The 23,221-nt window shown below is 57.8% G+C and carries 17 protein-coding genes and 1 riboswitch; of the genes, 11 read left to right on the forward strand and 6 right to left on the reverse strand.

Annotated features, from left to right (window positions below; translation table 11 throughout):
• Positions 1 to 32: 32 nt before the first annotated feature.
• Both KCQ76_RS06990 and KCQ76_RS06995 read right to left on the reverse strand, forming a co-directional pair.
• Positions 33 to 1,487, reverse strand: coding sequence for a C1 family peptidase (locus tag KCQ76_RS06990; protein ID WP_231725374.1), 1,455 nt, complete (start codon positions 1,485 to 1,487; stop codon positions 33 to 35).
• Positions 1,488 to 1,544: 57 nt separating this feature from the next.
• On the reverse strand, positions 1,545 to 2,975 hold the full coding sequence (locus KCQ76_RS06995) for a C1 family peptidase (protein WP_046203343.1): 1,431 nt from the start codon (positions 2,973 to 2,975) through the stop codon (positions 1,545 to 1,547).
• Positions 2,976 to 3,164: 189 nt separating this feature from the next.
• On the opposite strand from KCQ76_RS06995, the gene KCQ76_RS07000 reads away from it, so the two are divergent.
• From KCQ76_RS07000 to KCQ76_RS07045, 10 genes are all read left to right on the forward strand, one after another.
• Positions 3,165 to 4,016, forward strand: coding sequence for a TatD family hydrolase (locus tag KCQ76_RS07000; protein WP_060941935.1), 852 nt, complete (start codon positions 3,165 to 3,167; stop codon positions 4,014 to 4,016).
• Between the two features lie 249 nt (positions 4,017 to 4,265).
• Entirely contained in the window at positions 4,266 to 5,432 is a 1,167-nt protein-coding gene (locus KCQ76_RS11010) for a resuscitation-promoting factor (protein ID WP_046203344.1), read from the forward strand.
• 9 nt (positions 5,433 to 5,441) lie between these two features.
• The gene (gene rsmA / locus KCQ76_RS07010) at positions 5,442 to 6,377 is read left to right on the forward strand and encodes a 16S rRNA (adenine(1518)-N(6)/adenine(1519)-N(6))-dimethyltransferase RsmA (RefSeq protein WP_046203345.1); all 936 of its coding nucleotides are present in this window, start codon (positions 5,442 to 5,444) and stop codon (positions 6,375 to 6,377) included.
• A gap of 23 nt (positions 6,378 to 6,400) precedes the next feature.
• On the forward strand, positions 6,401 to 7,726 hold the full coding sequence (locus KCQ76_RS07015) for a GHMP family kinase ATP-binding protein (protein WP_046203346.1): 1,326 nt from the start codon (positions 6,401 to 6,403) through the stop codon (positions 7,724 to 7,726).
• An 84-nt stretch (positions 7,727 to 7,810) separates the two neighbouring features.
• The gene (locus KCQ76_RS07020) at positions 7,811 to 9,631 is read left to right on the forward strand and encodes an ABC-F family ATP-binding cassette domain-containing protein (RefSeq protein WP_221914832.1); all 1,821 of its coding nucleotides are present in this window, start codon (positions 7,811 to 7,813) and stop codon (positions 9,629 to 9,631) included.
• A 71-nt stretch (positions 9,632 to 9,702) separates the two neighbouring features.
• Positions 9,703 to 11,748: an alpha/beta hydrolase gene (locus KCQ76_RS07025; protein ID WP_052722358.1), complete on the forward strand. Its 2,046-nt coding sequence runs from the start codon at positions 9,703 to 9,705 to the stop codon at positions 11,746 to 11,748.
• A gap of 69 nt (positions 11,749 to 11,817) precedes the next feature.
• Positions 11,818 to 12,153 carry a putative quinol monooxygenase gene (locus KCQ76_RS07030; protein ID WP_046203348.1) on the forward strand — a complete coding sequence of 112 codons (336 nt, stop codon included), beginning with the start codon at positions 11,818 to 11,820 and terminating at the stop codon, positions 12,151 to 12,153.
• Positions 12,154 to 12,216: 63 nt separating this feature from the next.
• Positions 12,217 to 13,680 carry an L-serine ammonia-lyase gene (locus KCQ76_RS07035; protein ID WP_060941936.1) on the forward strand — a complete coding sequence of 488 codons (1,464 nt, stop codon included), beginning with the start codon at positions 12,217 to 12,219 and terminating at the stop codon, positions 13,678 to 13,680.
• Positions 13,681 to 13,743: 63 nt separating this feature from the next.
• The gene (gene ppk2, locus KCQ76_RS07040; protein WP_012731191.1) at positions 13,744 to 14,664 is read left to right on the forward strand and encodes a polyphosphate kinase 2; all 921 of its coding nucleotides are present in this window, start codon (positions 13,744 to 13,746) and stop codon (positions 14,662 to 14,664) included.
• Positions 14,665 to 14,777: 113 nt separating this feature from the next.
• Positions 14,778 to 15,947, forward strand: a complete 1,170-nt coding sequence (locus tag KCQ76_RS07045) for an enoyl-CoA hydratase/isomerase family protein (protein ID WP_052722357.1) — start codon at positions 14,778 to 14,780, stop codon at positions 15,945 to 15,947.
• A 79-nt stretch (positions 15,948 to 16,026) separates the two neighbouring features.
• Here KCQ76_RS07045 and KCQ76_RS07050 read toward each other — a convergent pair whose 3' ends face one another.
• The 3 genes from KCQ76_RS07050 to KCQ76_RS07060 form a co-directional block, all read right to left on the reverse strand.
• Complete coding sequence (locus tag KCQ76_RS07050) at positions 16,027 to 16,761, reverse strand: nicotinamide mononucleotide transporter family protein (protein WP_046203349.1); 735 nt, start codon at positions 16,759 to 16,761, stop codon at positions 16,027 to 16,029.
• Positions 16,762 to 16,807: 46 nt separating this feature from the next.
• Positions 16,808 to 16,979, reverse strand: a riboswitch (FMN riboswitch).
• 124 nt (positions 16,980 to 17,103) lie between these two features.
• Entirely contained in the window at positions 17,104 to 17,748 is a 645-nt protein-coding gene (locus tag KCQ76_RS07055) for a TetR/AcrR family transcriptional regulator (protein ID WP_052722356.1), read from the reverse strand.
• Entirely contained in the window at positions 17,748 to 20,204 is a 2,457-nt protein-coding gene (locus KCQ76_RS07060) for an MMPL family transporter (protein ID WP_082089908.1), read from the reverse strand. Before KCQ76_RS07060 ends, KCQ76_RS07055 begins: the two co-directional genes overlap by 1 nt.
• A 277-nt stretch (positions 20,205 to 20,481) precedes the next feature.
• On the opposite strand from KCQ76_RS07060, the gene pip reads away from it, so the two are divergent.
• Positions 20,482 to 21,552 carry a prolyl aminopeptidase gene (gene pip / locus KCQ76_RS07065; RefSeq protein WP_046203127.1) on the forward strand — a complete coding sequence of 357 codons (1,071 nt, stop codon included), beginning with the start codon at positions 20,482 to 20,484 and terminating at the stop codon, positions 21,550 to 21,552.
• Between the two features lie 9 nt (positions 21,553 to 21,561).
• Here pip and KCQ76_RS07070 read toward each other — a convergent pair whose 3' ends face one another.
• Entirely contained in the window at positions 21,562 to 23,211 is a 1,650-nt protein-coding gene (locus KCQ76_RS07070; protein ID WP_046203126.1) for a peptide chain release factor 3, read from the reverse strand.
• Between the last annotated feature and the right edge of the window lie 10 nt (positions 23,212 to 23,221).

Consider the following 23,221-nt stretch of genomic DNA (forward strand, 5'->3'; position numbering starts at 1 on the left):
TAGCCCCAGCTGTTATCCGCGAGCTAGTGCGCCTAAGCCAGTGCGCCCATAGGATCCCACGCGGGCAGGACATGGGGTTCCTTGCTCAATGCGTCCTGATATTCCTTGGGCAGCCGGGCCTTCGGAACAGCGATTTCGTACACGTTCTCGGAGAACCAGGAATCGTCCATCGTCCAGAAGCCTTTGTCGGCCTTATCCGGACCCCACGAATTTTCGACGCGCCACCGGCGGGGGTGGACGGTCTCCGGGAGATCGTCGGACGAAGTGACAGTGGTCGGGTCGAAGCCGTCGTTGGAATCGTCGACAAGGTCAACCCCGGTGAAGACCATGGCGTGAGTCATCATGGAATCGCCAGACAGCAGCCGGTCTTCTTTGGACATGGAGAGGTCCACGCCGTAGAGGTCGTCGTAATCGTACAGATCGAGTGACCAATACCCCTGGTCAGCGTTCGATTGCGTCAACGTGTCACACCCAAACCACACAGGATTGCCATCAACCAGCGCACCCACAGCAGCTTTCTTCAGCACCTCGATAGGCGCGTTGAGGTACGTGACTGGCTTCGCGCCGACAACATTGCCCAGGTATTCGACGGTAAATGTGTCACCGTAGGGGCTGGTCGAGCGCGGATCGTTGACGACGCAGACATAGTCGTCGAGATCGTTGGGGAGGTAGGTCGTGGCGAACTCCTGCGGCGTCATCGTGCCCTTCCGCACGAACTCGTTGTCCTTCGTGCGGTATTGCCACACAAATTTCTCCGGCGGCACACCGAGGTGGATGGTGAGAATGCGGTAAATGCTGGTCATGGTCTCGTCATGAATGGCCTTGACCGCGTCGCTATCCGCATTGTGCTCGTTGTCCTCTGCGACGGCATTGCGGATGTGCGTCGCGCCGGCGCGCAGAACCGACGCCAAGTCGCGGTTCATATGCCGCGTATTAGAACTCGATTGCGTTTCCGGCATTGCGTATTGCGGAACAACGCCATATTTGTTGATCAAAGCGACAAACATATTCCATTGGCCGCCGTCGTCAATGGGTGCCTGCAAAAGGTGCTGAATAGTCCGATCCTCGATAGGGCGATCAGCTAATTCGCGCATGGCGGTGAGAAAATAATTGGCTTTCTCTAGCTTGTCATAAAAAGAAACATAGTTTTGAGAAAGCTCGAAGTCTTTAATTCCAGTTTCTGACATGACATTGCCGCGCATGGAATTAAGACCTGAGAAAATCCAGCACCGGCCAGATTTCTTTTGATTAGCGACGGCCCACGTATCGGTTTTATGCGACACGGAATGGTCGAGGGAAATGACGCGCTGGCGGTTCAGAGCGACCTTATCGACGTCGGTCGTGGTGACCGCGTTCATCGCGATGCGAGCGGACGAGTCGGCGGTCACTGCCTCAGAGAGGCTCGCGACGGCTTGAGGAGCCAGAACGCCGGTGTTGCGCGAAGAATACTGCGGTGCCGGGGTGCTGTGGTTGTCAGAGGAAGTCATAGGTGTCCTTGTCATAGTTGGTGGTTGGTGCGGGAGTCCTGCGTGATGTGCAGCGGGTTATACCATGGAATCCCACGGAGGAAGGACAGTGGGCTCGTCGTCGAGGTGTGCGCGAAGTTCGTCGGGCAGCTCGTCGCGATGAACCACAATGTGGAATACGCTGTCATTAAACCAGGAGTCGGCCATCGTTCCGTAGCCCTTACCAGCGATTTCTTTATGCTCCTTGTGGTGCTTGGTTCCCCACGAGTTCTCTACACGCCACCGACGGGGAGTGTCGGAATCGGTGTCGAAATCAACGCCGGTGAAGACCATCGCGTGAGTCAACCGGGACTCGGCGGTCAGCATGCGGTCGGCCTTTGTCGTCTCGGTGGTGATGCCGTAGAGCTGGTCCAGCTGAATCAGATCGGCATCCCACACGCCGAGGTCCGCCCGGAACTGCCGGTTGACATCACAGGAGAAAAACACCGGCTTATCGTTGCGGAGGCGCTCAATGGCCAACGACTTCACGGTGTCCAGATCCACGTTGAGATAGGTGAAGTCCTCCGTGCCCCACATGTCATTTTGGAACTGGGTTGTGTACCGGTGTCCGACTGGCACGTCCGCGCGCGGATCGTGCGCAATGTTGACGTAATTGTCCAGGTCATCGGGCAAGAATTCCTGCGCGAACTGCTGCGGTGTGTAGGTGCCGCCGCGGTGGAAGGTGTTGTCTTTGTCGCGGTATTGCCAGACGAATTCGGTGGGCGGAACACCGAGGTGAATGGATAGGACACGGTGAACGTCGCGAAGTGCGGAGGCAATGATGCCATTCGGGTCAAAGCCCTCAGCGTGGGTGTCACGCTTAGAGTCGAGCGCGTCCCTCAGCTGAAGAGCGGCCTTGCGCACAATGGTGTTTAACGCCCGATCCATGTGAGAGGTCGAGGAACTCGACTGTGTTTCCGGCATGACATATTTGGGAACAACACCATATTTCTTCACCAAATTAACGACGTAACTCCACTGGCCGCCATCGCTCACGGTGAAAGTAAATAATGTATCAATAGCGCGATCGCGTAATTCTTGTGCTGACCCGGTATGTGAAGGGCTATCCGCTGATGTTATGGAGCCGTCATACAGTCCCGCGACGGAACGCAAGAAGTAATTCGCTTTTTCGAACTTATCGAAAAATTGAAGATAAGACTCCGAGAATTCAAAATCTTCAAGATTAAGGGAACGCGCGATATCGTGGCGGAAAACATTTAACGCCGCAAACATCCAGCACCGGCCAGACTGTTTCTGATCGGTCACCTTTAAGGAATCGAGCTTTATTTCTGACGATTCATCTAATGCGACGACGGCGTCCCGGTTCAGGGCAACATGATCGACGTCGGTAGTGGTCACGGCGTTCATCGCGACGCGGTGGGTGGGGTCGTCGGCAATATTGGCACGAAGCTCAGATAGGCGTGTATCTGACAGCGCAGTCAATGGTGAGGTAGACGAAGATTCGGTCATGCTTGTCTCCTTAGCAATGCGGTTCAGCAATACAGTTCAGCAATGTGGCTCGACACAGCGTTTCACACATGGGTTATAGATGGGCCACGAACAGGGTGTGCTCGGGCATTGTGTGTGATGTGTGAACATAGTAGGGGACGGGGACATGACTGTTCACGTCCAGGCCACTGGATTAGTTAGCCTAAAGGTATGAGCAAGAAGCGTCGCCCTGAACCGAAACCGCCCGAATTCCTGCCGCACCTTGTGGACGCTCATACCCATTTATGGGCCACCGGAGCCCACGATGCAGCCGGAATTTCGGAGCTGATGACCCGAGCCGCCGGCAGTGGCGTGGAATGGGTGTGCACTGTAGGCGACGGATTGGACGAAGCCGAGAAAGCCCTCGAGGCCGCCCATCTCCATCCCGATGTTGTCGCAGCGTGCGCCATCCACCCGACGCGAGCCGGCGAGCTGACCGACAGTGTGCGTGCCCGCATTGAAGAGATGGCCGAGGATCCTCGCTGTGTCGCGGTCGGGGAGACCGGGCTCGACTATTACTGGTTGGGCAAGCTCGACGAGTGTGCGGACAAGGACACTCAGCGTGAGGCCCTGCGCTGGCACGCGGACCTGGCGCGCCGGGTTAATAAACCGCTCATGATCCACAATCGTGAGGGCGACGAGGATTTGCTGGCCATTCTCGCCGATTATGGCGACGACCTCACGGTGATGCTGCACTGCTTCTCGTCCCCACTGGAGGTTGCGGAAGAAGCATTGTCCAGGGGATACATTTTGTCCTTCGCGGGGAATTCGACATTTAAACGTAACGACGAACTCCGCGAAGCGGCCCGCCGCGCCCCCGTAGGTCAGATCACAGTTGAGACCGACGCGCCCTATATGACTCCGGAACCATTCCGTGGCGCGAAGAACGAATCGGCATATGTCGGCTACACCGCCCGTCGGTTGGCTGAGGTGAGAGGGGAGAGCCCTGAGGAGTTTGCCCTCCACACAGGCCAGACCACCGCAAGGATTTTCGGGATGGAACGCTCTAGCTCGGAGGACTAATTTCGGGTGATCGAGCCTGATTTTCTGTGTCCTCCATCACAAATCGAGGGTGTTGGTTCCAAGGCTGAGTTCAGCATATGGCCAGCTCATAGCCACGAAATCCGCCAAATGTTACGAAAGTGTCACAAGTGATGGTAACTTTTGGTTACGGATCCGTTGCTTCACCCCCATCTAATTGCTACTCTGTCGAAGTTGTTATCAGATCGTGACTTTGGGCAGGCTCCACCATTCTGAGCCGGAGAGAAAGACGTGAGCACTCAGAAGAAATCTCGCATCCACCGCATTAACCACACCTCCTCCACGCCAGTGCGTGTCGCTACCGGCGGTATGCTGGCCACCTTGGTTGTCGGTGGCGCTGTTGCAGTTAACGCTCAGAAGAACCTCATCCTGAACGTTAACGGCGAAACCTCCCACGTCAGCGCGATGTCCGGGGATGTTAAGAGTATTCTCGCCTCACACGATGTCGACCTTAAAGATGGCGACTTCGTTTCCCCTGCTGCGAACAGCTCCGTTAAGGACAAACAAGAGATCACGGTTCGCACCGCTCGCCCCGTCACCCTGACTGTCGATGGCGTCCAAAAGACCATCCAGTCCACCGCCCTCACCGTTAAGGACTTCCTTAACCAGGTCGGCACCATCAACCCGGACGATTACGTGTCTGCCCAGGGCAGCACCAAGATCCCGGAAAGTGGCATGAAGCTCGAGGTCGTGCCGCTCAAGGACATCACCCTTGACGACGGTGGCCAGCTCGGCGACATGAAAGTTCCCGCTGTCACGGTGAAGGACTTCCTTGACCGTCGTGGAATCAAGCTGGGTGCCGACGACAAAGTCACGCCAGAGCTCGGCAAGAAGCTGGTCAGTGGCGACAAGATCACCATTGAGCGCAACAAGACCGAAGACCAGACGGTGAAAGAGGCTGTGGAGCCGACCGTCCGTTACGTTGACGACCCCAACAGCCCGAAGGGTTCGGAGACCGTCGTTAAGCCAGGTAAAGCTGGCGAGCGCGAAGTGACCTACACCGTCAAGTCCCGTAACGGCCAGGAAGTTCAGCGCTGGGAGAAAGCCTCCAAGATCCTCTCTGAGGCCACCGAAAAGGTCATCTCGCGCGGTACGAAGGCAGCCGTCGCCCCGACCAAGTCCTCTTCGGCATCGGCTCCTGCTGTTGCCGGTGGATCGGTATGGGACTCCATCGCCCAGTGTGAGTCCGGTGGAAAGTGGAACACCAGCACCGGAAACGGCTTCTCCGGTGGCCTGCAGTTTACCGATCAGACCTGGCAAGCATTCGGTGGTGGGGCATACGCTCCTACCGCTGCCGGCGCTACCCGCGAGCAGCAGATCGCCGTCGCTAACAAGGTTCAGGCTGCCCAGGGTTGGGGAGCATGGCCGGCCTGCACGTCGAAGCTCGGAATCCGCTAACCTAACGGTGTGAATCAACCCCCCACTCCTCCGCGTACCGCAGATCATGTTTCTCCAGCCGTCCAGCTTTTGGGGCCGAAAGAAATAAGAGACCTCGCGAGGACCGTGGGGGTTGTTCCAACTAAAAAGCGTGGACAAAACTTCGTCGTCGATCCCAACACGGTCCGGCGAATCGTCGCCACTGCTGACTTGTCGCCCGACGATCACGTTCTTGAAGTTGGCCCGGGATTGGGCTCGTTAACGCTTGGCCTTCTTGATGTCGTCTCAAAAGTGACGGCGGTGGAGATCGATACCACGCTGGCTGAACAACTCCCGCACACCGTAGCGGAGTACGCCCCGACACGCGCAGAAAGCCTCAGCGTGATCTGCTCCGATGCGTTAGCGATTGCCGGCTCAGCTGCAGCGGACACGGGTGAGAATCCTCCGACGGCGTTCGTCGCCAACCTGCCCTACAACGTCGCGGTCCCGATTCTTCTGCATGTTCTGGAGATCTTCCCGACGATCACGCGCGTCCTGGTCATGGTCCAGGCTGAGGTTGCCGACCGCCTTGCCGCCGAACCGGGGAACCGCGTCTACGGTGTTCCCAGCGTGAAGGCTCGCTTTTATGGCCAGGTTCAGCGTACAGGTGCCATCGGGAAAAATGTGTTCTGGCCCGCCCCCAATGTGGATTCCGGGTTGGTCAAACTCACTCGCGGCACCCGGCCGTGGCCAACTGATTCCGCCGCGCGAGCCCAACTATGGCCGATCATTGACGCCGCGTTCGCCCAACGTCGAAAAACCCTGCGAGCTGCCCTGAAAGGGCACTATGGAAACGCGGCCGCAGCAGAGAACGCTCTCCGGGAAGCCGGAATTGATCCGCAACGCCGCGGGGAGACACTGTCAATCGACGAATTTATCTCGCTGGCACAGTTGTCGGCGGGCACAGAAACACCCACTAGTCGATAACGGGTGGTTGAGGAGGTGAAACCATGACGTCCAGCAACGGCGATAGACCTGTGTTCAATTCAGACTGGGACCAGTACATCGACGCCTGGGACGGTGTCACCGGACAAGCACCAGCCGTCCTGTCGGTCTACCTCCAGGCTCACTCGTCAGGTTTCACATCCGTCGCGCAGTCGGTTTCCCTAGAGAATTCCGTCACCATCCATCCAGTCACGGACGCGGAAAGTGGGTTTCGCCGCGGTCTAAGAGAAGCATCAACTGTCGATAGATCACCACTGACGACGGGCTGCGTCGTCCACGATCTTTCCGTCGGCGGCAATGTGCCGATGGGTCAGCTCCCAACCGGGCCCGACAATGTTGTGTGGAGGATCGTTGAGCGGATCGCTGAGGCCTACCGCTCCGTGATGTCGCCATCGCTGGCCCTGCCACAAGTCGACGTGAGTGTGACCAAGCGCATCCCGTTGTCGGCGGGCTTAGGTAGTAAAGCGGCCGACGTCGCCGCGGCCATCGTGGCCGCTGACCGATTCTTTGGCTATCACTTCATCGTGCGCGTGATGGGATTCTCCGCACCAGGGGGAACCGAGACCAGCAGCGTCGGCTCTTTGTCGAGTGATGTACTGCGTCGCATTGCGTGGGAAGAATGCCCCGACGAATACGCCGCGATCGAACTTGCGCTCGAGGGTGGGACGAGCCTGATCAACCTGGACCACGATGCCCAACCAGAATCCGACGTCACATCTCGACGGACGCCACTTCTGGCGCGAGGTCCCTATTGGTGGGTGATAACGATGCCGGTGGTGACGTTGCCAGAGATGGCGATGCCATGGGCCGCGCCATCGCCAGCCCACGAGGAACAGGCCGCTCAGTCCCACCACAATCCGTCCGTCCAGCACAGTGACGACGAACACGAGGACGCCGACGAGAGCGGGGCAGGGTTGTGCCACCGCGTCGTCGAGCGCTTGGCCGTACAACGTGCGGAGATGGCGTCGGGAAAAAGGTCGCAGTACGGCGTCGGCAAGATAGAAGACATTGAGCGCGCGCTCGTATCGGGCGACCCCACGGACGTTGCGAAGACGATGGGCAACGATCTGTACCCGGCAGCAACCAGCGTCGTCCCGTCCCTTCGTCGGGTTATTCAGGCGGGCACGCGGGCGGGTGCCCTCGGCACCATCGTGGCTCAGCAAGGTCCAGCCTGCGCAATGCTGTGCGCCGACGAGGACCATGCCCGCGACGTGCAGGCCGAATTGGCGGGGAGTGGCGTTGTCCGCACAGCTAGAATTGCACCCAGCCACAGGCCGGGAAGCCAGAGTGGTGCACACCTCGTCTCTGATGAGGATAAAAAATCGCCGTAACCGTCACCCTGTGGCTGCCCGAATCGCACATGCCACCAGCGTCGCCTGTCCCACGCCCACACGAGTAAGGAGCTCACAGAACTAATGGCAGCAGTACGCCCGCTCATCACGACGGATTCCGTCACCATGACCCGCGGCATCACGACGGTGCTCGACGACGTGACGGTGGCGGTGAATGAGGGCGATAGGATCGGTGTCGTGGGGCTCAACGGCGGCGGAAAGTCCACCTTGCTCGGTGTTCTGACCCGGAGCATTGAGCCCGATTCGGGCCGAGTCACCCACGGGCGCTCTGTCCAGATCGCGACCGTGGCCCAGCGTGCGCAGAGCTCGTCAGCCTCAGTCATCCAGACGATCGTCGGGGAGAAAGCCGCCTACGAGTGGGCCGCCGACCCCGAGGTACGGTCCATCATTGCCGGCCTTGACCTGTCGGAACTGTTGGACGAGCCGACCGATTCCATCTCCGGTGGCCAATTCCGTCGGGTCATGCTCGCCGCCGCTTTGGTGCGAAAAGTCGATGTCCTAGTTCTCGACGAGCCCACCAACCACCTCGATATCGAGGGTGTTCAGTGGTTGGCCGATCATTTGCGACTCCGGAATTGCGCTCAAGTGATCGTCACCCACGATCGCTGGTTCTTGGACACCGTGGCGACGCGTACGTGGGAGGTCCACGACGGTTCGGTGGACACCTATGAAGGTGGATATAACGACTGGATGTTCGCCCGCGCCGAGCGCCAGCGCCAGGCCGACGCGGCCGAGCAGCGTCGCCAAAACCTGGCGCGGAAAGAGTTGGCGTGGTTGCGTCGCGGAGCGCCCGCCCGCACGTCGAAACCCCGATACCGGGTGGAAGCCGCCGAGGCGCTCATTGCCGACGTCCCGGCGCCGCGTAACACGGTGGAGCTGATGGCGTTTTCCAAGCAGCGCCAGGGGAAAATCGTTGTGGACCTTGTGGATGCGACGATTGCCACCCCCGATGGACGCGTCTTGGTCGATGACTTGACGTGGCGCATCGGCCCAGGGGAGCGCATTGGCCTCGTCGGGGTCAATGGTTCGGGCAAAACGACGGTGATGCGGACGATCGCCGGCGATTATCCGATGGTTGCGGGCAAACGCCGCGAGGGTAAGACGCTCCGTTTGGGCTGGTTGCGGCAGGAACTCGAGGATATCCCCGAGGACCTCACCGTCATTGACGCGATTAAGGCGGTGGCTGAGTATGTAGTGTTGGGCAAGAAGGAAATGTCGGCCTCGCAAGTCGCCGAGCGCTTAGGTTTCCCGGTGAAGCGGCAGCGTCAGCCGGTTCGCGATTTGTCGGGTGGCGAGCGCCGTCGGCTACAACTGACCCGGATCTTGATGTCGGAACCCAATCTTTTGCTTCTCGACGAGCCCACCAACGATTTGGATATTGACACCCTTCAGGAATTGGAGTCAATGCTGGACGGGTGGCCGGGAACGCTGATCGTGATTTCGCACGATCGCTACCTGATTGAGCGTATTTGCGATAGTGTTTTCGCCTTATTCGGCGATGGTGATGTAACGCATCTACCAGGCGGTATCGACGAATATCTTGATTGCCGACGTTCCATGGCCGACCATGCGGCGTCGGGTACTGGGTTTGCCGCAGGAACAGAGGCGATTGCTTCGGGGAATCAGCAGAAGGAGGGTTCCCTTTCTGCGGCCGAAAAACATAAAATCTCGAAGGAAATGAACTCTCTTGAACGAAAGATCGCCAAAGTTCAGAAGAGAGAAGAGAAAATCCAGCAGGATATGGCTGATGTCGCGAGCAATTCGAATGGCACGGACACAGAAAAATTGACTGAATTGGATAGAGATCTGTCCCAGGCCCGCGAAGAAAGGGAAGAACTAGAAATGGTCTGGATGGAATACGGCGAAAAGCTTGAGCAACAGTAAGCTCGCCCCGGATGGTTACTGAGGGAATGGACGACACCGGCGGCGGTCAGGACAGATCAGGAGGGTAGTGGATGGCGACGGCGAACCAGGGACAACGCCCGTCACGGGACGTGTCGAAGCCAGGGCAGCAGCTAACCTTTGACTTTGGAAAAGACTTTGACCGTGACGTGGAGTTCTATCGTCGCGCCGATGACGCTCCTGTTTTCCTTAGCACTGCGGTAGACTCCTATTCGGGCCGTGACGCTCCGATTCGGCGTCGGCTCATGGTGGCTTGGCTGTGGCTCCGCCCTGACCCAGTCGGTGTCGTTCTGGGAACGGTCGCATTCTTGATGGCCATGACTCCGTCCCTCCTGCCCCGCACCTGGCTCTTCCAAGGAGTGGTCTGTGGCGTGTCGGCCGTGACAGCCTATGCGTTCGGCGTGGTCATCCACTGGATCTGGGATCTGTGGCTCGACGATCTTATTGCACCCCGGGTGGAGGATTTGTCATTGCGGTTGCCCCGATGGCGGTGGGGGGCCGACCGTCGGCTCGAAACGGCGATGCGTCGGCTAGAGGCCGAAGCACGAAGACCTGCGTTCGTGGGCGGATCGCTACGTTTTCGGTGGCGTTTCGCTCTTGACGCGGCGCTTTTTATTGCTGTCCCCATTGCGACGATCATCATGTCTTTGTTCGCGGTCCGGTGGCAGAACCAGATCGCCCGGACGATGGGGGCGGAAGCTTACACGCCGGCAAAGTTCTTGCTAGTCATACCGGTAGGGCTTGGCCTGTGGGCAGCCGTTGTTGGAGTAGTCCGTGTGCTCATTAACGTGGTCGAGTGGTTGGCAGATCATGGTCCACAGCGATGGGGAGACGCAACCAGGTCCATCGCCGCCTGGCTCGTTGTCGTCGTAGTGTTGGTTTTTGTCGGGGACAAGATTGTGCCAGGAACGACGATGTCCGTGGCAGAACGGGTGTTTTCGGTACGGAATAACAAGATCCGGTCTGATCTTGTTCAGCCAACGGTGCCGGAACGGTCGGGCAGCCCAGAATCTGAGGCATCATGGGATGGGCTTGGTGCGTTTGGTACTCGATTCACGGGCTTAGGTTTGCACAAGGATGAGCTGGAGAAACTCACTGGTCAGCCCGCGAAGGAACCGATTCGCGTCTACGGTGGTCTGAAAAATGAGCCTGATGATCAAGCGCGCGCGAATCTCGTCGTCCGTGAATTGGAACGAACACATGCCGCCAACCGCGAAGTTCTCTTTGTTATTCCGACGACGGGGACCGGGTGGGTGAACCCGACTGCTGCGCAAGCTATCGAGTTGATGTTTAACGGCGATACCGCCATTGCGGCGGATCAGTATTCGTTCCTCCCCAGTGGTTTGCAGTTCGTCGCGGACAGACAGCGAGTAAAAGAAGCCGGTCAAGTGTTAATTAACACTGTGGTCGATTGGTGGAATACGCTGCCGAAAGATCACCGCCCGCGAATTTACGTATACGGCGAGTCCTTGGGGACATCCGCGGGCGAGGGCGCTTTTTCGGGCCTGCGCGATATCGTGAACTCGGTCAATGGTGTTCTGTGGGTGGGGCCGCAAAATAGTAATAATTTGTGGAGCCAATTTGTGGCCCGACGTGATCTGGGGACTCCGGAAGTGGAGCCCACCTATTCCGATGGGCTGACCGTCCGCTTCGCCAACGGTCCGAAGAAAATATGGTCCTGGGAGGAGTCTCATGAACCAGCGACCCGTGAAGATAGTCCGCTGTGGCCGGGTCCGCGTGTGCTGTACCTACAGCACCCGTCGGATCCGGTGGTGTGGTGGTCGCCGAAACTCCTTTTCCAACGGCCTGATTGGTTGAAAGAACCGCCCAAGGGGGATCGCTCGCCAGCAATGACATGGGTGCCGATTCTCACGTTTTGGCAGGTCACGCTGGATCTTCCCGTCGCTGCCAATGTTCCGAATGGGCATGGCCACAACTATGGGCTCCAGCTTCTTGACGGATTAGCGGCAGTGGCAGGCAACGGAAAATTCACCAAAGACGATATGCCTCGTCTGAAAAAGCAATTGGCGACGGCGATGGAGGGGCAAGGTCCCGAAAAGGAAGTCGGCGTCGACCAAAAGAAGATGAATGGTAACTAGGGCACGGGTGCTCCGCCGGCCCGACGGCCCCCCCCACGAAGGCGGAGCCGAATCGCTACCCTGGATGCCATGATTCTTATTAACGTGAGGTACCGTCCGAAGCCAGAATTCGTCGAGTCATTCCGCGAGAAAATGGATGAGTTCACCCAGGCATGCCGCCAGGAGCCCGGATGCCTGTTCTTCGAGTGGTACCGGAACACCGATGACCCCAACGAATACATCCTGATCGAGGCCTACAAGGATGCGGAGGCCGGCAAGGTTCACGCCGAGTCCGATCACTTCGCCAAGGGCATTGAGGAGATGAACAAGGTTCTGCAGTCCAGGCCGAAGATTATCAACACGACCATGGAAGATCGCTCCGGCTGGGACGATATGTCCGAGGTCACCATTGATGGTGATGAGTGATATTTTCACTCAACAGCACGTGTGACATTACAGGAGCGTAGGTAGCGCGTTATCCTCGTCCATATGACTGTGAGCACATTTGAACTATTTCGCATTGGTGTGGGGCCATCGAGTTCGCACACTGTGGGACCAATGCGTGCTGGGCTCGAATTTGCACGCAGCTTACGTGAGCGCTTAACCACGACATCGGCCGACGACGTCCCCGCCACGGCCGATTCTGGTCTTGCCGACGATGAATACGTCGAGCTGGTCGGTGGTGCTGTCACCCAGGATCCAGAGAGCATCACCGTTATTCTCTATGGCTCGCTCGCCGCGACGGGGGCTGGGCACGGAACCCTAGGCGCGTGCCTGTTGGGGCTCGATGGGGCGGATCCGGCGACCGTTGACCCTGATTTCATGGGGCCACGTTTGGAGGAGATTCGGCGCACACGAACAATCAATCTTGCGGGGGATGAATCCCTGCAGGTCCAGTGTGGTTTTGAAGATATTGTTCTCCGTCCGACGGTCGTGCGGACCATTCACACGAATGCCGTCACATTTTCCGCCATCGTGCGTGGTCAGCGCTATAAACAAACGTTTTATTCGATTGGTGGGGGCTTTATCCGAACAAAGGAAGAAGTCCCTGATCAAGACGCCTTGACCGGTCCGTGGTTGTTCACCTCGAGTAAGGAGCTCGTGGCAAAAGCCGAGCAGCTGGGAGGCTCCGTCGCGGAAGTTCAGCGCAAGTGTGAGCAGTCGAGACGAAGCGATCCGCAGATCAACGCTGATCTCGACGCCATCGCGGAGGCCATGTCTGATTGCGCTAAACGTGGGGTGAGCCAGGAGGGCATTTTGCCCGGTGGCCTGGGCGTGCGGCGTCGTGCTCAGAAGTGGTACAGCGACCTTATTATTGATGATCCTCATCAAACCGCCGAGTTTTCCACCGACTGGGTGAACTTGGTTGCTCTCGCGGTCAATGAAGAAAACGCTGCTGGTGGGCGTGTTGTGACAGCGCCGACGAATGGGGCAGCGGGGATCATTCCGGCGGTTGGTTTTTATGCTCTGACCTTCACCCCGGCCGGCCGCAAGGATCCACAGGGCACTGCACGTCGATTCCTCTTGGCTGCCGCGGCAGTGGGCTCCTTATATAAGGAGAGGGCCTCCATTTCCGGGGCCGAAGTGGGATGCCAAGGTGAAGTGGGCTCAGCAGCGTCGATGGCCGCCGCGGGGTTGGCCGAGGTCTTGGGCGGAACACCACAGCAAGTCGAAAATGCCGCCGAAATCGCGATGGAACATTCCCTAGGCCTCACCTGTGATCCGATTAGTGGGCTGGTCCAGGTACCATGCATCGAGCGCAACGCCATTTCGGCTGGTAAAGCCATCAATGCGGCGCGTATGTCCTTGCGCGGCGACGGTACTCACCGCGTGAGCCTGGATGAAGTCATCACCACGATGAAGGAAACCGGCGCGGATATGTCGGATCGCTATAAGGAGACCGCGGGCGGTGGCCTTGCGTTGCACGTCGCCGTCAATGTGCCTGAATGTTAGGTTTCACCTGCCGGTATGTACTATTCGAAGTAGGGTATGTGATCAACCAGGAGAGGCCCCACGATGAGCGATTCGCCGCAGACCACGAATACACAGGACTCTGGCTCAGAGGAATCTCGGCAGAAACCGAAGAAACTCGACCGGAAAGCCTACGAAAAAGAGCTCAAGCGTCTGCAAGCTGAACTCGTGGAAATGCAGCAGTGGGTGGTATCCACTGGCGCTCGCCTGGTCATCATCATGGAGGGCCGCGATGCCGCAGGTAAAGGCTCTGCCATTAAGCGCATCACCCAGTATCTCAACCCCAGGACCTGCCGCATCGAGGCCCTGCCGGCCCCGAACTCGCGTGAGCAAGGGCAGTGGTATTTCCAGCGCTATGTCGAAAAATTGCCGACGAAGGGCGAGATCGTCATTTTCGACCGCTCGTGGTACAACCGCGCTGGTGTCGAACGTGTGATGGGGTTCGCAACGTCGGAAGAGTACCGACGCTTCCTCCACCAGGCACCGATCTTCGAGCGTCTCCTCGTCGAAGACGGGATCATGCTGCGCAAGTATTGGTTCTCTGTGTCCGACGAAGAGCAGCTGCGTCGGTTCGAGTCGCGCCGGGATGACCCGCTGCGTCGGTGGAAACTATCGCCGATGGATATGCAGTCCATCACCCGGTGGGAGGACTATTCGAAGGCGAAGGACGAGATGTTCGTCCACACGGATATTCCCACAGCCCCCTGGTACACCGTTGAGAGCGAGGATAAAAAGCGGTCGCGTATCAACGTGATCAACCATCTCCTCTCGTCGATTCCGTATGAGCACATTGAGCAGGACATTCCTGAAATGCCCGAGCGTCCTGCCCGGCGCGACTATGAGCGCCCGCCGCGGAGTGATTTCCGCTATGTACCTGATGTGGCCTCGAACTTAGAGAAAGACAAGGTCAAGGCGAAAAAGAAGGCTAAGAAGAAGGGTAAGAAGAATAAAGATAAGAAGAAGTAGCCACGGCTGAGGAAAGTGCGGTGCTCTCCATTTCGGGGGCAAAATGAGGGTGATTTCCCTATTTTTTGGCGAAATCACTGTCATAAACGGGTGGGGAGTGGAAGACTGCGTTCATGGCAGACGCACAGAAAAGTGACCAGCAACATAGTAGTGATAAGCAGCACACCGCAGCCGGTGCAGGGGATACCGCGTCGGTAACGTCTCCGACCGATTATGTTCACCTATCTGTACACGGCTCTGTGGGCCATATCGTTCTCGACCGGCCCAAGGCGCTCAATTCCCTGAACACGGACATGTGCGCGGCAATAGAACGCGCGCTAACGGCGTGGTCGTCTGATCCGGCTATCGATGTTGTCGTCATGACATCATCGACGCCGAAAGCGTACTGTGCCGGTGGCGACGTGAGGCGCGTTCGTGAACTTCAACTCGAAGGCACGGAGGAAGGACGTGCTGCTGCTGATGGGTTCTTCACGAACGAATATCGCATGAATGCTCTGTTGTCAGAGTTTCCGAAGCCATTCGTGGCCGTGATGAATGGCATCGTTATGGGGGGTGGCCTGGGGATTTCCTTGCATGGCTCTCACCGGGTGATTACGGAACGCACGTGGGCCTCGATGCCAGAAATGGCTATTGGTTTCTCGACGGACGTGGGAGTGTCCTACGCCATGCAGCACCTTCGCCAGCCTTATGGGGATCCCGACGGGACGACGTCGAATGGTCTAGCGCTGTTTATGGGGCTGACGGGCTACCGCTTTACGCAGGCCGACATGTTGTGGTCGGGGATGGCCACGCACATTATTTCCTCGCACGAGGTGGAGAACTTCGTCACCGCGATTGATGAGCATGGCCTTGATTCCGCCTTAGATACCTATGCGCGCCCGACCGCCGAGGCAGGACCCTCGTATTTAGCTCGCCATATTGAGGAGATTAACGACATCTTTAGCGAGGGCGATTGGTTCGATATTGAGGCGAAGCTCGACAAGGGCGGCTATGACAAGGAGCTCATTGCTGTTATTGATAACCTGCTGAGCTCTGCGAACCCATCCTCGCTGGTGGCAACGACGTTATTGTTCCGCGCGAATGAGAAGGCGGAAGATCTGCGCCAAGGCCTGAAGAATGAGTATGAGGTAGGGAAGGTCCTGCGCTACCAGGAGAATTTTGCTGAAGGCGTCCGAGCGGTCCTGGTGGATAAAGACAATCGGGCGAGCTTTGACCCACATGTCACTGCCGAGGTCAACCCCGAACCGTTTGAAGAGGCCTTAGTTACCGCTCAGTCCGAATAAGGCGGTGAGCAACGCTGCCGCGGTCACGGGTTAGTGTGGCGCAACGTGCAAAGAGCAATGTGCCCGCCGCTCACATTCACTACACGGTGACTGAGTGTGTCTGGCGGTCCACTTGCTCGGGGCTCGTGCGTTGCTGCAACCGGGCCCACACAACGAATCCCCAGATGACGAAGCCCGCGTACACGATGTACAGCACGGCGGAAGGATAGTAGCCAGCCGCGAGAAGAAGCGGAATTCCGACCAGGTCTACACCGATCCAAATGAGCCAGAATTCCGTCCAGCCCTTCGCCATCCCGTAGGTGGCCAGCATAGAACCGACGAAAATCCAGGCATCAGACCACGGACCCCAGGACCCGAGTGCGCTAAAAAGCCAGGCGCAGACGATAGTTCCGACGATTGCTACACCGACCATGGTGAGCCGTTGCCGTGCCGTTGCCCAGTGGGGCTCCACAGCCGCTTCGGTCGGCTCCGAGACGATTGATCGCGAGGGGTCGGTGTCCTGGCATTCCCGGATTCCTCGCAGCCGGGCGGCCCGCCACTGGTACCAGCCATAAGCGCTGACGATGAGGAACATCACCTGACGCCCAGCCTGGCCATAGAGGTCAAGATTTTGCGGAGTATCAAACACCCCGCCCAAGAACACGGTGAAAAGCAGAATATTGCCGACGATACCCACCGGCCATGCCCACACCACTCGTTTCATGCCCCCGATTGCAGAAGCGAGCCCAAAGAGGTTACCGATGATTTCACGCCACAAAATGGGATAGCCGGCGATGACGACTGTGGCGTCGAGAAGATGAGAAAAAGGATTCACGATGTTCTCCGTAGCAAGACGACGTGATCCTCAGAGGCATACAGAAATACATTCTCTTCCATCCGGACTATGACCGTCGGCTCCGGAATTACACCGGATCTGCTAGACCCCTCATGTGCACATCCTTGCACGTGAGAGCGCTCGCGGGCTTACCTCTTCGTCTCTGTCAGAAGGGGTTCACCGCCGGTGGGGAATTTCACCCCGCCCTGAGAACGAACTCTATGTTACTCACTCACACAAAAGGCGCTGCCACAACCCAATAATGAGTCGTGACAGCGCCATGAGGTCACACCCGCCGACGGACGTGAACTGCAGTATCCGGCAGCGGGGGAGGGGTAATGATTACGCGACGGGTGCGTCGATAAACCGATCACGGATTGTTGCGAAGGATTCGTTCATTGTTGTCAGGAACTCGTCCTTGGCAATGCCCTGACTAGCAAGAGACTTACCGCGTCGTAGACCGAAGCTCGTGATGACCGCGTTGATTGCGGCAATGGAGAGCTCGTAGAGCAAACACACGTGCAACGAACGAGGAGAGACGGTGGTGCCGCGCCGGGTCGACTCGCGAGCGGCGATGGCATCATGCATGGTCTCAATATTCGCTTTGCACTGATCCGCGAACTCGGAATTGTCGGATCTCAGAAGATAGAGCCCGATGGCTTCCGGGTTCGTTGCCGCCCATCCCTTATCGAAGATGGTGCGAATGAGCTCTTCGGCCGCGTGCTCGAAGCATGAGATCGTGTCCCATTCTGCGGGTGCATGTTCAATAATCGACGCAAACGAATCAAGCAGGTTAGAGCACTGGAATTGCAGGGCTTCATTGACTGAGGAGAAGTAGTTGTGGAATGTCCGCACGGACACTCCGGCCTCCTCAGCAACCGCCGCCACGGTTAACCCCTCGATGCCTCGATGGGTGATCACCGTGAGCGTCGCGTCCCCGATTGCTTGTCTCGTGGCCGCTTTCTTCGATTCACGAAGGCCAGTCATTAGTCAGCATCTACTTTCGAACTACCTGCTGAGTGTCCTCCACCGGAGCGACGGCTACGCGGTTCCGGAACGACGGGGGCAGAGATATTCGGGTTGCTGGTGGCGTCGTCGTCGGAAGCGGACTGATCGTCCTCGTGAGATCCGCCCTGCGCTCCATCTTCGGAACCCTGAGCTCCGTCGTCGTCGGGAGAAATATCCTTAATTCCTTCGCCTTCGACGTCGACCCGAGGCGTAATCTTCGCCATCCACTTGGGCATCCACCAGGCCTTTTCGCCGAGGATGAACATGGTCGCCGGAATCAGCGTCATGCGCACCAGGAAGGCATCGATGAAGACCGCGACGGCCAGTGCGAAGCCCATGGTCTTAATGACCTGCATATCCTGCAGCATGAACGCGGCGAACACGGAGATCATGATCAAGGCTGCAGCGGTCACGACGCGGGCACCGTGTTTGAACCCGTTGGCCGTCGCATTGCCGGCTGTCTTGCCGTGGTGCCAACCCTCACGCATACGGGAGACCAAGAACACTTCGTAGTCCATGGCCAGGCCGAAGACAATACCAATCAGAATGATCGGCAGGAACGAAATGATGGGTTGCGGGTCGGAAATGATGCCCAACCAGCCCTCTTGGAAGAATCCGACGGTCAAGCCGAAGGTTGCGCAGACGGTCAGCCCGAATCCGAGAGCCGCGATGAACGGGACAGGGATTGAACGGAACACCAGCATCAGGATGAAGAATGCCAGGACCAGGACGATGGCGATGTAGGGGACCAGCACATTATTCAGACGATCGGAGATGTCCGTCTGGATAGCTGTCACACCTGTGACGCCAAAGTGTGCACCGGTCTCCTCAGTGTAGGAATCCTCCTTATCGCGGACTTTCTGCATGGTTTCCTTGGTCTTGTCATCCACCGAGCCTGTGGTAGGGACAATCAACACCTGGGCAGTATCGCCGGCGTCGTTAACCTGGCTGAGCATGGCGTTCTTCACACCGTCAATGGTGTTGAATTCTTGGACAGCCTTAGCAAACGCTGGTTGGCGTTGATCCTCTGGCACATCCTTTGCGTCGATGACAGCAACGAGAGGTGCGTTACGGCCGGGGCCGAAGGCGTCGTCGACCATCTCATAAGCCTGCCGGGGCGACTCGTTCGGGTCCGACGTGGCATCCGTCGGCAAGGCAAGATTCAAGCGGGTCATGGGCAGCGCAATCAAAACAAGTGCGATGACTCCAACACCCAGGAACGCCCAGGGTTGCTTGCGAATGATGCGAACCCAGCGGAGACCCATGGTTGGCTTTTCACGTTCCGGATCGGGCGCCTCGATAAACGGCACATTGCCCTTGAAGAACGCCTTGCCAAAGAGCCCCAAGACGGCAGGCAGCAGAGTCAATGCCACCAGGACGGCGATGGCCACTGTCGCAGCAGCGGTCAGCGCCATCGTCGTCAAGAACGGAATCCTGACGACAGACAGTGCACATAGCGCCACGATAACGGTGAGACCTGCGAACACCACCGATGAACCGGCAGTACCCACAGCGCGTCCAGCAGCGTGAACCCGGTTCGAGGTCGAGTTCGATAGCTCGTTCTTATACCGCGACGTAATGAAGAGCGCGTAGTCAATGCCCACAGCGAGCCCCAGCATGGAAGCGAGGATTGGTGTGGAGTCATTCACGCTATCGACCAGGCCAGTCAGTGCCATCACGCCCAAGTTACCGATGAGCACACCGACCAACGCCGTGATGATCGGCATACCGGCGGCAATCAAGCTACCGAAGGTAATAACCAACACAACAAGGGCAACAGCGATACCGATCAGCTCGGACGTGCCAGAATTTGGCTCCTCCATCGTGAAGGCCTGGCCTTCATACTGGATGTCCAAGTTCGACGAGCGTGAATCGTCGACAATTTCTTTGAACTTGTCTACATCCGACGACGGAATGTCGGAGACTGTGTCAGCATCAAAGGTGATGTCCACCGTGCCGGTCTTCTGATCGCTTGATAGCGGTGAGACCGACTCAGCGTTCTTAGCAATCTGCTCTTCCGACAACTGCTGTTGCTGGCCGACGGCCGTGATCTTCTGCGTGATCCCAGCGGCAGCTGTGGCAGGATCCACCATCGAGTCGGAGGACTTCAGGATGCCTGCGTCTTTGAGCTTGGTCAGAGTGTCGTTGACCGCTTGTTGCTCGTCGGGATCAGTGAGCTTCTTCCCATTTTCGGCCTGGAAGACGAGCGTGCCAGTGGGGGCAGTGGTCTGGTCTTCCGCTCCAGGGAAGCGCTCCTTCATGGTGTTTTGAGCTTTTTCGCTCTCAATACCAGGGATCGAGAAAGTGGAGCTTGTTGTGGTTGATAGAGCAGCTGATGCCGCGCCCATCCCGATGAGGATGAGCAGCCACACGGCGATGAATCGCCATTTGTGCTTGTAGGCAGCAGTGCCTACACGGTAAAGAAACCGCGCCATAGGTAGCCAGCCTTTCTTAGAGGGGTGATTACCTCCTACAGGGGCACTACGCGGACCGCATTACTTTGACGCGTAGGAGGAGGACGTAGCCACAGTAGAAAAAATTGCACAATGTGTGCAACTTTGCAGGGCTCCTGAAACAAAATTGTTACTTAAGGGCTGTGAAACGCATGTGTGCTGCTTGTTAAATAGCGCGTGTGCTGCAGGAAAAGGGTAGTGACGTGGATGGATTATTAATGAACGCGCGATGAGCCACCAATGTGGTTAGGTGGGAACCATGAATTCACACGATGTCCAGATCGCGATAGTGCAGAAAGGCCTCTACTCGGAGACGGCCCCATTCAATGAAGGAACCGTCGAACGACCGGTAGACCCTGACTCCCCAGCGAGTACCCAGCACATCGCCTATGCCGAATATGGAAATCCGGAGGGCATTCCTGCCGTCTTTATTCACGGTGGCCCGGGCGGGGGAACCTCAGCCAAGGAGGCTCGTTTCTTCAACCCCGATAAGTACCGGATTATCCTCATTGACCAGCGCGGATGTGGGAGATCAACCCCACACCTGGCCGATCCCGACACCAATATCGACGCAGAACTCTCGGTGAACACTACGTCCGAATTAATTGGTGATATCGAAGCGATCCGGGAAGCCTTAGGCATTGAGAAGTGGGTTGTTTTCGGCGGATCATGGGGCTCCACCTTGTCACTGGCCTACACCCAGGCCCACCCGGAACGAACCCTGGCGATCATCCTTCGCGGCATCTTTATGCTGCGACGGACCGAACTCGATTGGTACTACAACGGCGGTGCAGCCTACATGTTCCCCGATAAGTGGGAACGCTTCCTCTCTGTGATTCCCGACGATAAAAAACCTGACCCGCTCAACTCGGCTGGAATGACACACCTTACCGACGTCAACCTCATCGACGTCTACCACGAACTGCTGCGGTCGGACGATCACGACACCGCTGTTGCCGCCGCCCGGGCGTGGAGTGTGTGGGAAGGATCGACGTCCTACCTGCATGATCAGCCCACTGATACGCATGAAGATGAACGGTTCGCTCTAGCCTTCGCGCGCATTGAGAACCACTACTTCGTCAATCACGGGTTCCTTGAGGAAGGGCAGCTTTTACGCGACGTCGACAAGATCCGCGAAATTCCTGCTGTGATTGCTCAAGGGCGTTACGACGTTGTGTGTCCGCCCATTACAGCGTGGCAGCTGCACCAAGCCTGGCCGGAAGCCACATTCGTGTGGTCACCGACGTCCGGACATGCGTCGTATGAGGAAGAAACAACGTCGACATTGGTGTCGGCAACAGACAAGTTTGCCGAAACGTTCGCGTCGTAAATGAGGCGGCTAGTCAGCCACCATCGGCTCGAGCGTGAACTCCGGGTGCTCACGCTCAATGAACTGCAGCTTCCACTTGTCACCGAATAGGGCAATGAGCTCGCCATCATCACGGGTGAACACCTCAACACCGCGCTGGCGGTTGAGCTCCGGGGCGGACTCGTGATCGGTACGCCGAGCCACCGAATACGGAACAGGGCTCGTTTCCGTTTCGACGTTGTACTCGTTCGCCATCCGGGCCTGCATGACTTCAAACTGCATGGGCCCGACCGCAGCCATCACCGGCGCAGCGTCGCCACGGGCATCATTGCGGAGAATCTGCACAACACCCTCCGACGACAGCTGCTCCAAAGCTTTGCGGAATTGCTTGTATTTGCCCAGTGAGCGAGCACGCAACGTGCGGAAATTCTCCGGCGCGAACTGGGGCATGGGGGCAAACTGCACCTTCGTGCCCTCATAAATCGTGTCGCCGGGAGCTAACGACCCCGCGTTGACGAGCCCCACAATGTCGCCGGGATACGCGGTTTCGACTGTCGACCTCGTCCGCCCAAACACGGTCAGCGCGTATTTCGTCGAAAATGAGCGGCCAGATTGCGCATGAGTAACCTGCATCCCGCGATCGAACTCACCCGACACCACCCGCATAAAGGCCAGCTTGTCGCGGTGATGAGTATCCATGCCCGCCTGGACCTTGAAAATGACGCCCGAAAAAGGGTCTTCCGGTGAACGCTCCGTATCAATGGCCCCCGTTGCCTTGCCCGCTGATTCGAGAACCTTGGGATCAGTTTTCCGTGGCCCGGGCTCAGGAGCAAGCTGGCACAGCAAGTCCAAAATCTGGTGTACACCAAAATTCAACATTGCCGACGCAAACACCACAGGAGAGGTGGTGCAGTCCAGGAAAAGTTCCTGGTCGTGGACCGCGCCGTCCATGGTGAGAAGCTCGCACTCTTCGACCGCGGTATCCCACACATCGCCTTCCTTCGACGATGCCTCGTCAGGGGAGTAGTGCTCCTCCGGGGCGATCGTTGACCCACCCGCGGTGCGCAAGAAGTGAATATATTCAGTGACATTACCGTCGGCATCGCGCCGGGCGAGGCCGTGGAAGTCCCCAGCCATCCCGACGGGCCAAAACAGCGGTGTCGGCTGCAGGCCGATTTCGTCGACAATCTCGTCCATGAGTTCGAGAGGAGCGCGGCCTGGGCGGTCCCACTTGTTGATCACCGTGATGATGGGAAGGCCACGGGCTTTACACACCCGGAACAGCTTGAGCGTCTGGGGCTCCAGGCCCTTCGCGCCGTCGATGAGCATGACGGCAGCATCCACAGCGGTGAGGACGCGGTAGGTGTCCTCCGAAAAGTCTGCGTGACCAGGGGTGTCAACTAAGTTAATGACGTAGGGCTCCGTGCCCTTCGGTGCATTTTCGGGCAGATACTCGAACTGGAGAGCCGACGAGGCGATGGAAATACCACGATCCTTCTCCATCTCCATCCAGTCCGACACGGTGGACTTACGGCCGGCCTTGCCATGAACAGCGCCCGCTTCGGCGATCACATGTGCGTGAAGCGCTAGAGCTTCGGTGAGTGTGGATTTACCAGCGTCGGGGTGTGCAATCACTGCGAATGTTCGGCGTCGAGCGCTTTCCTCCGCGACTGTACTCATTTGAGCGTTC

It is taken from the genome of Corynebacterium parakroppenstedtii, assembly GCF_019754935.1.
Classification (GTDB): Bacteria; Actinomycetota; Actinomycetes; order Mycobacteriales; family Mycobacteriaceae; genus Corynebacterium; species Corynebacterium parakroppenstedtii.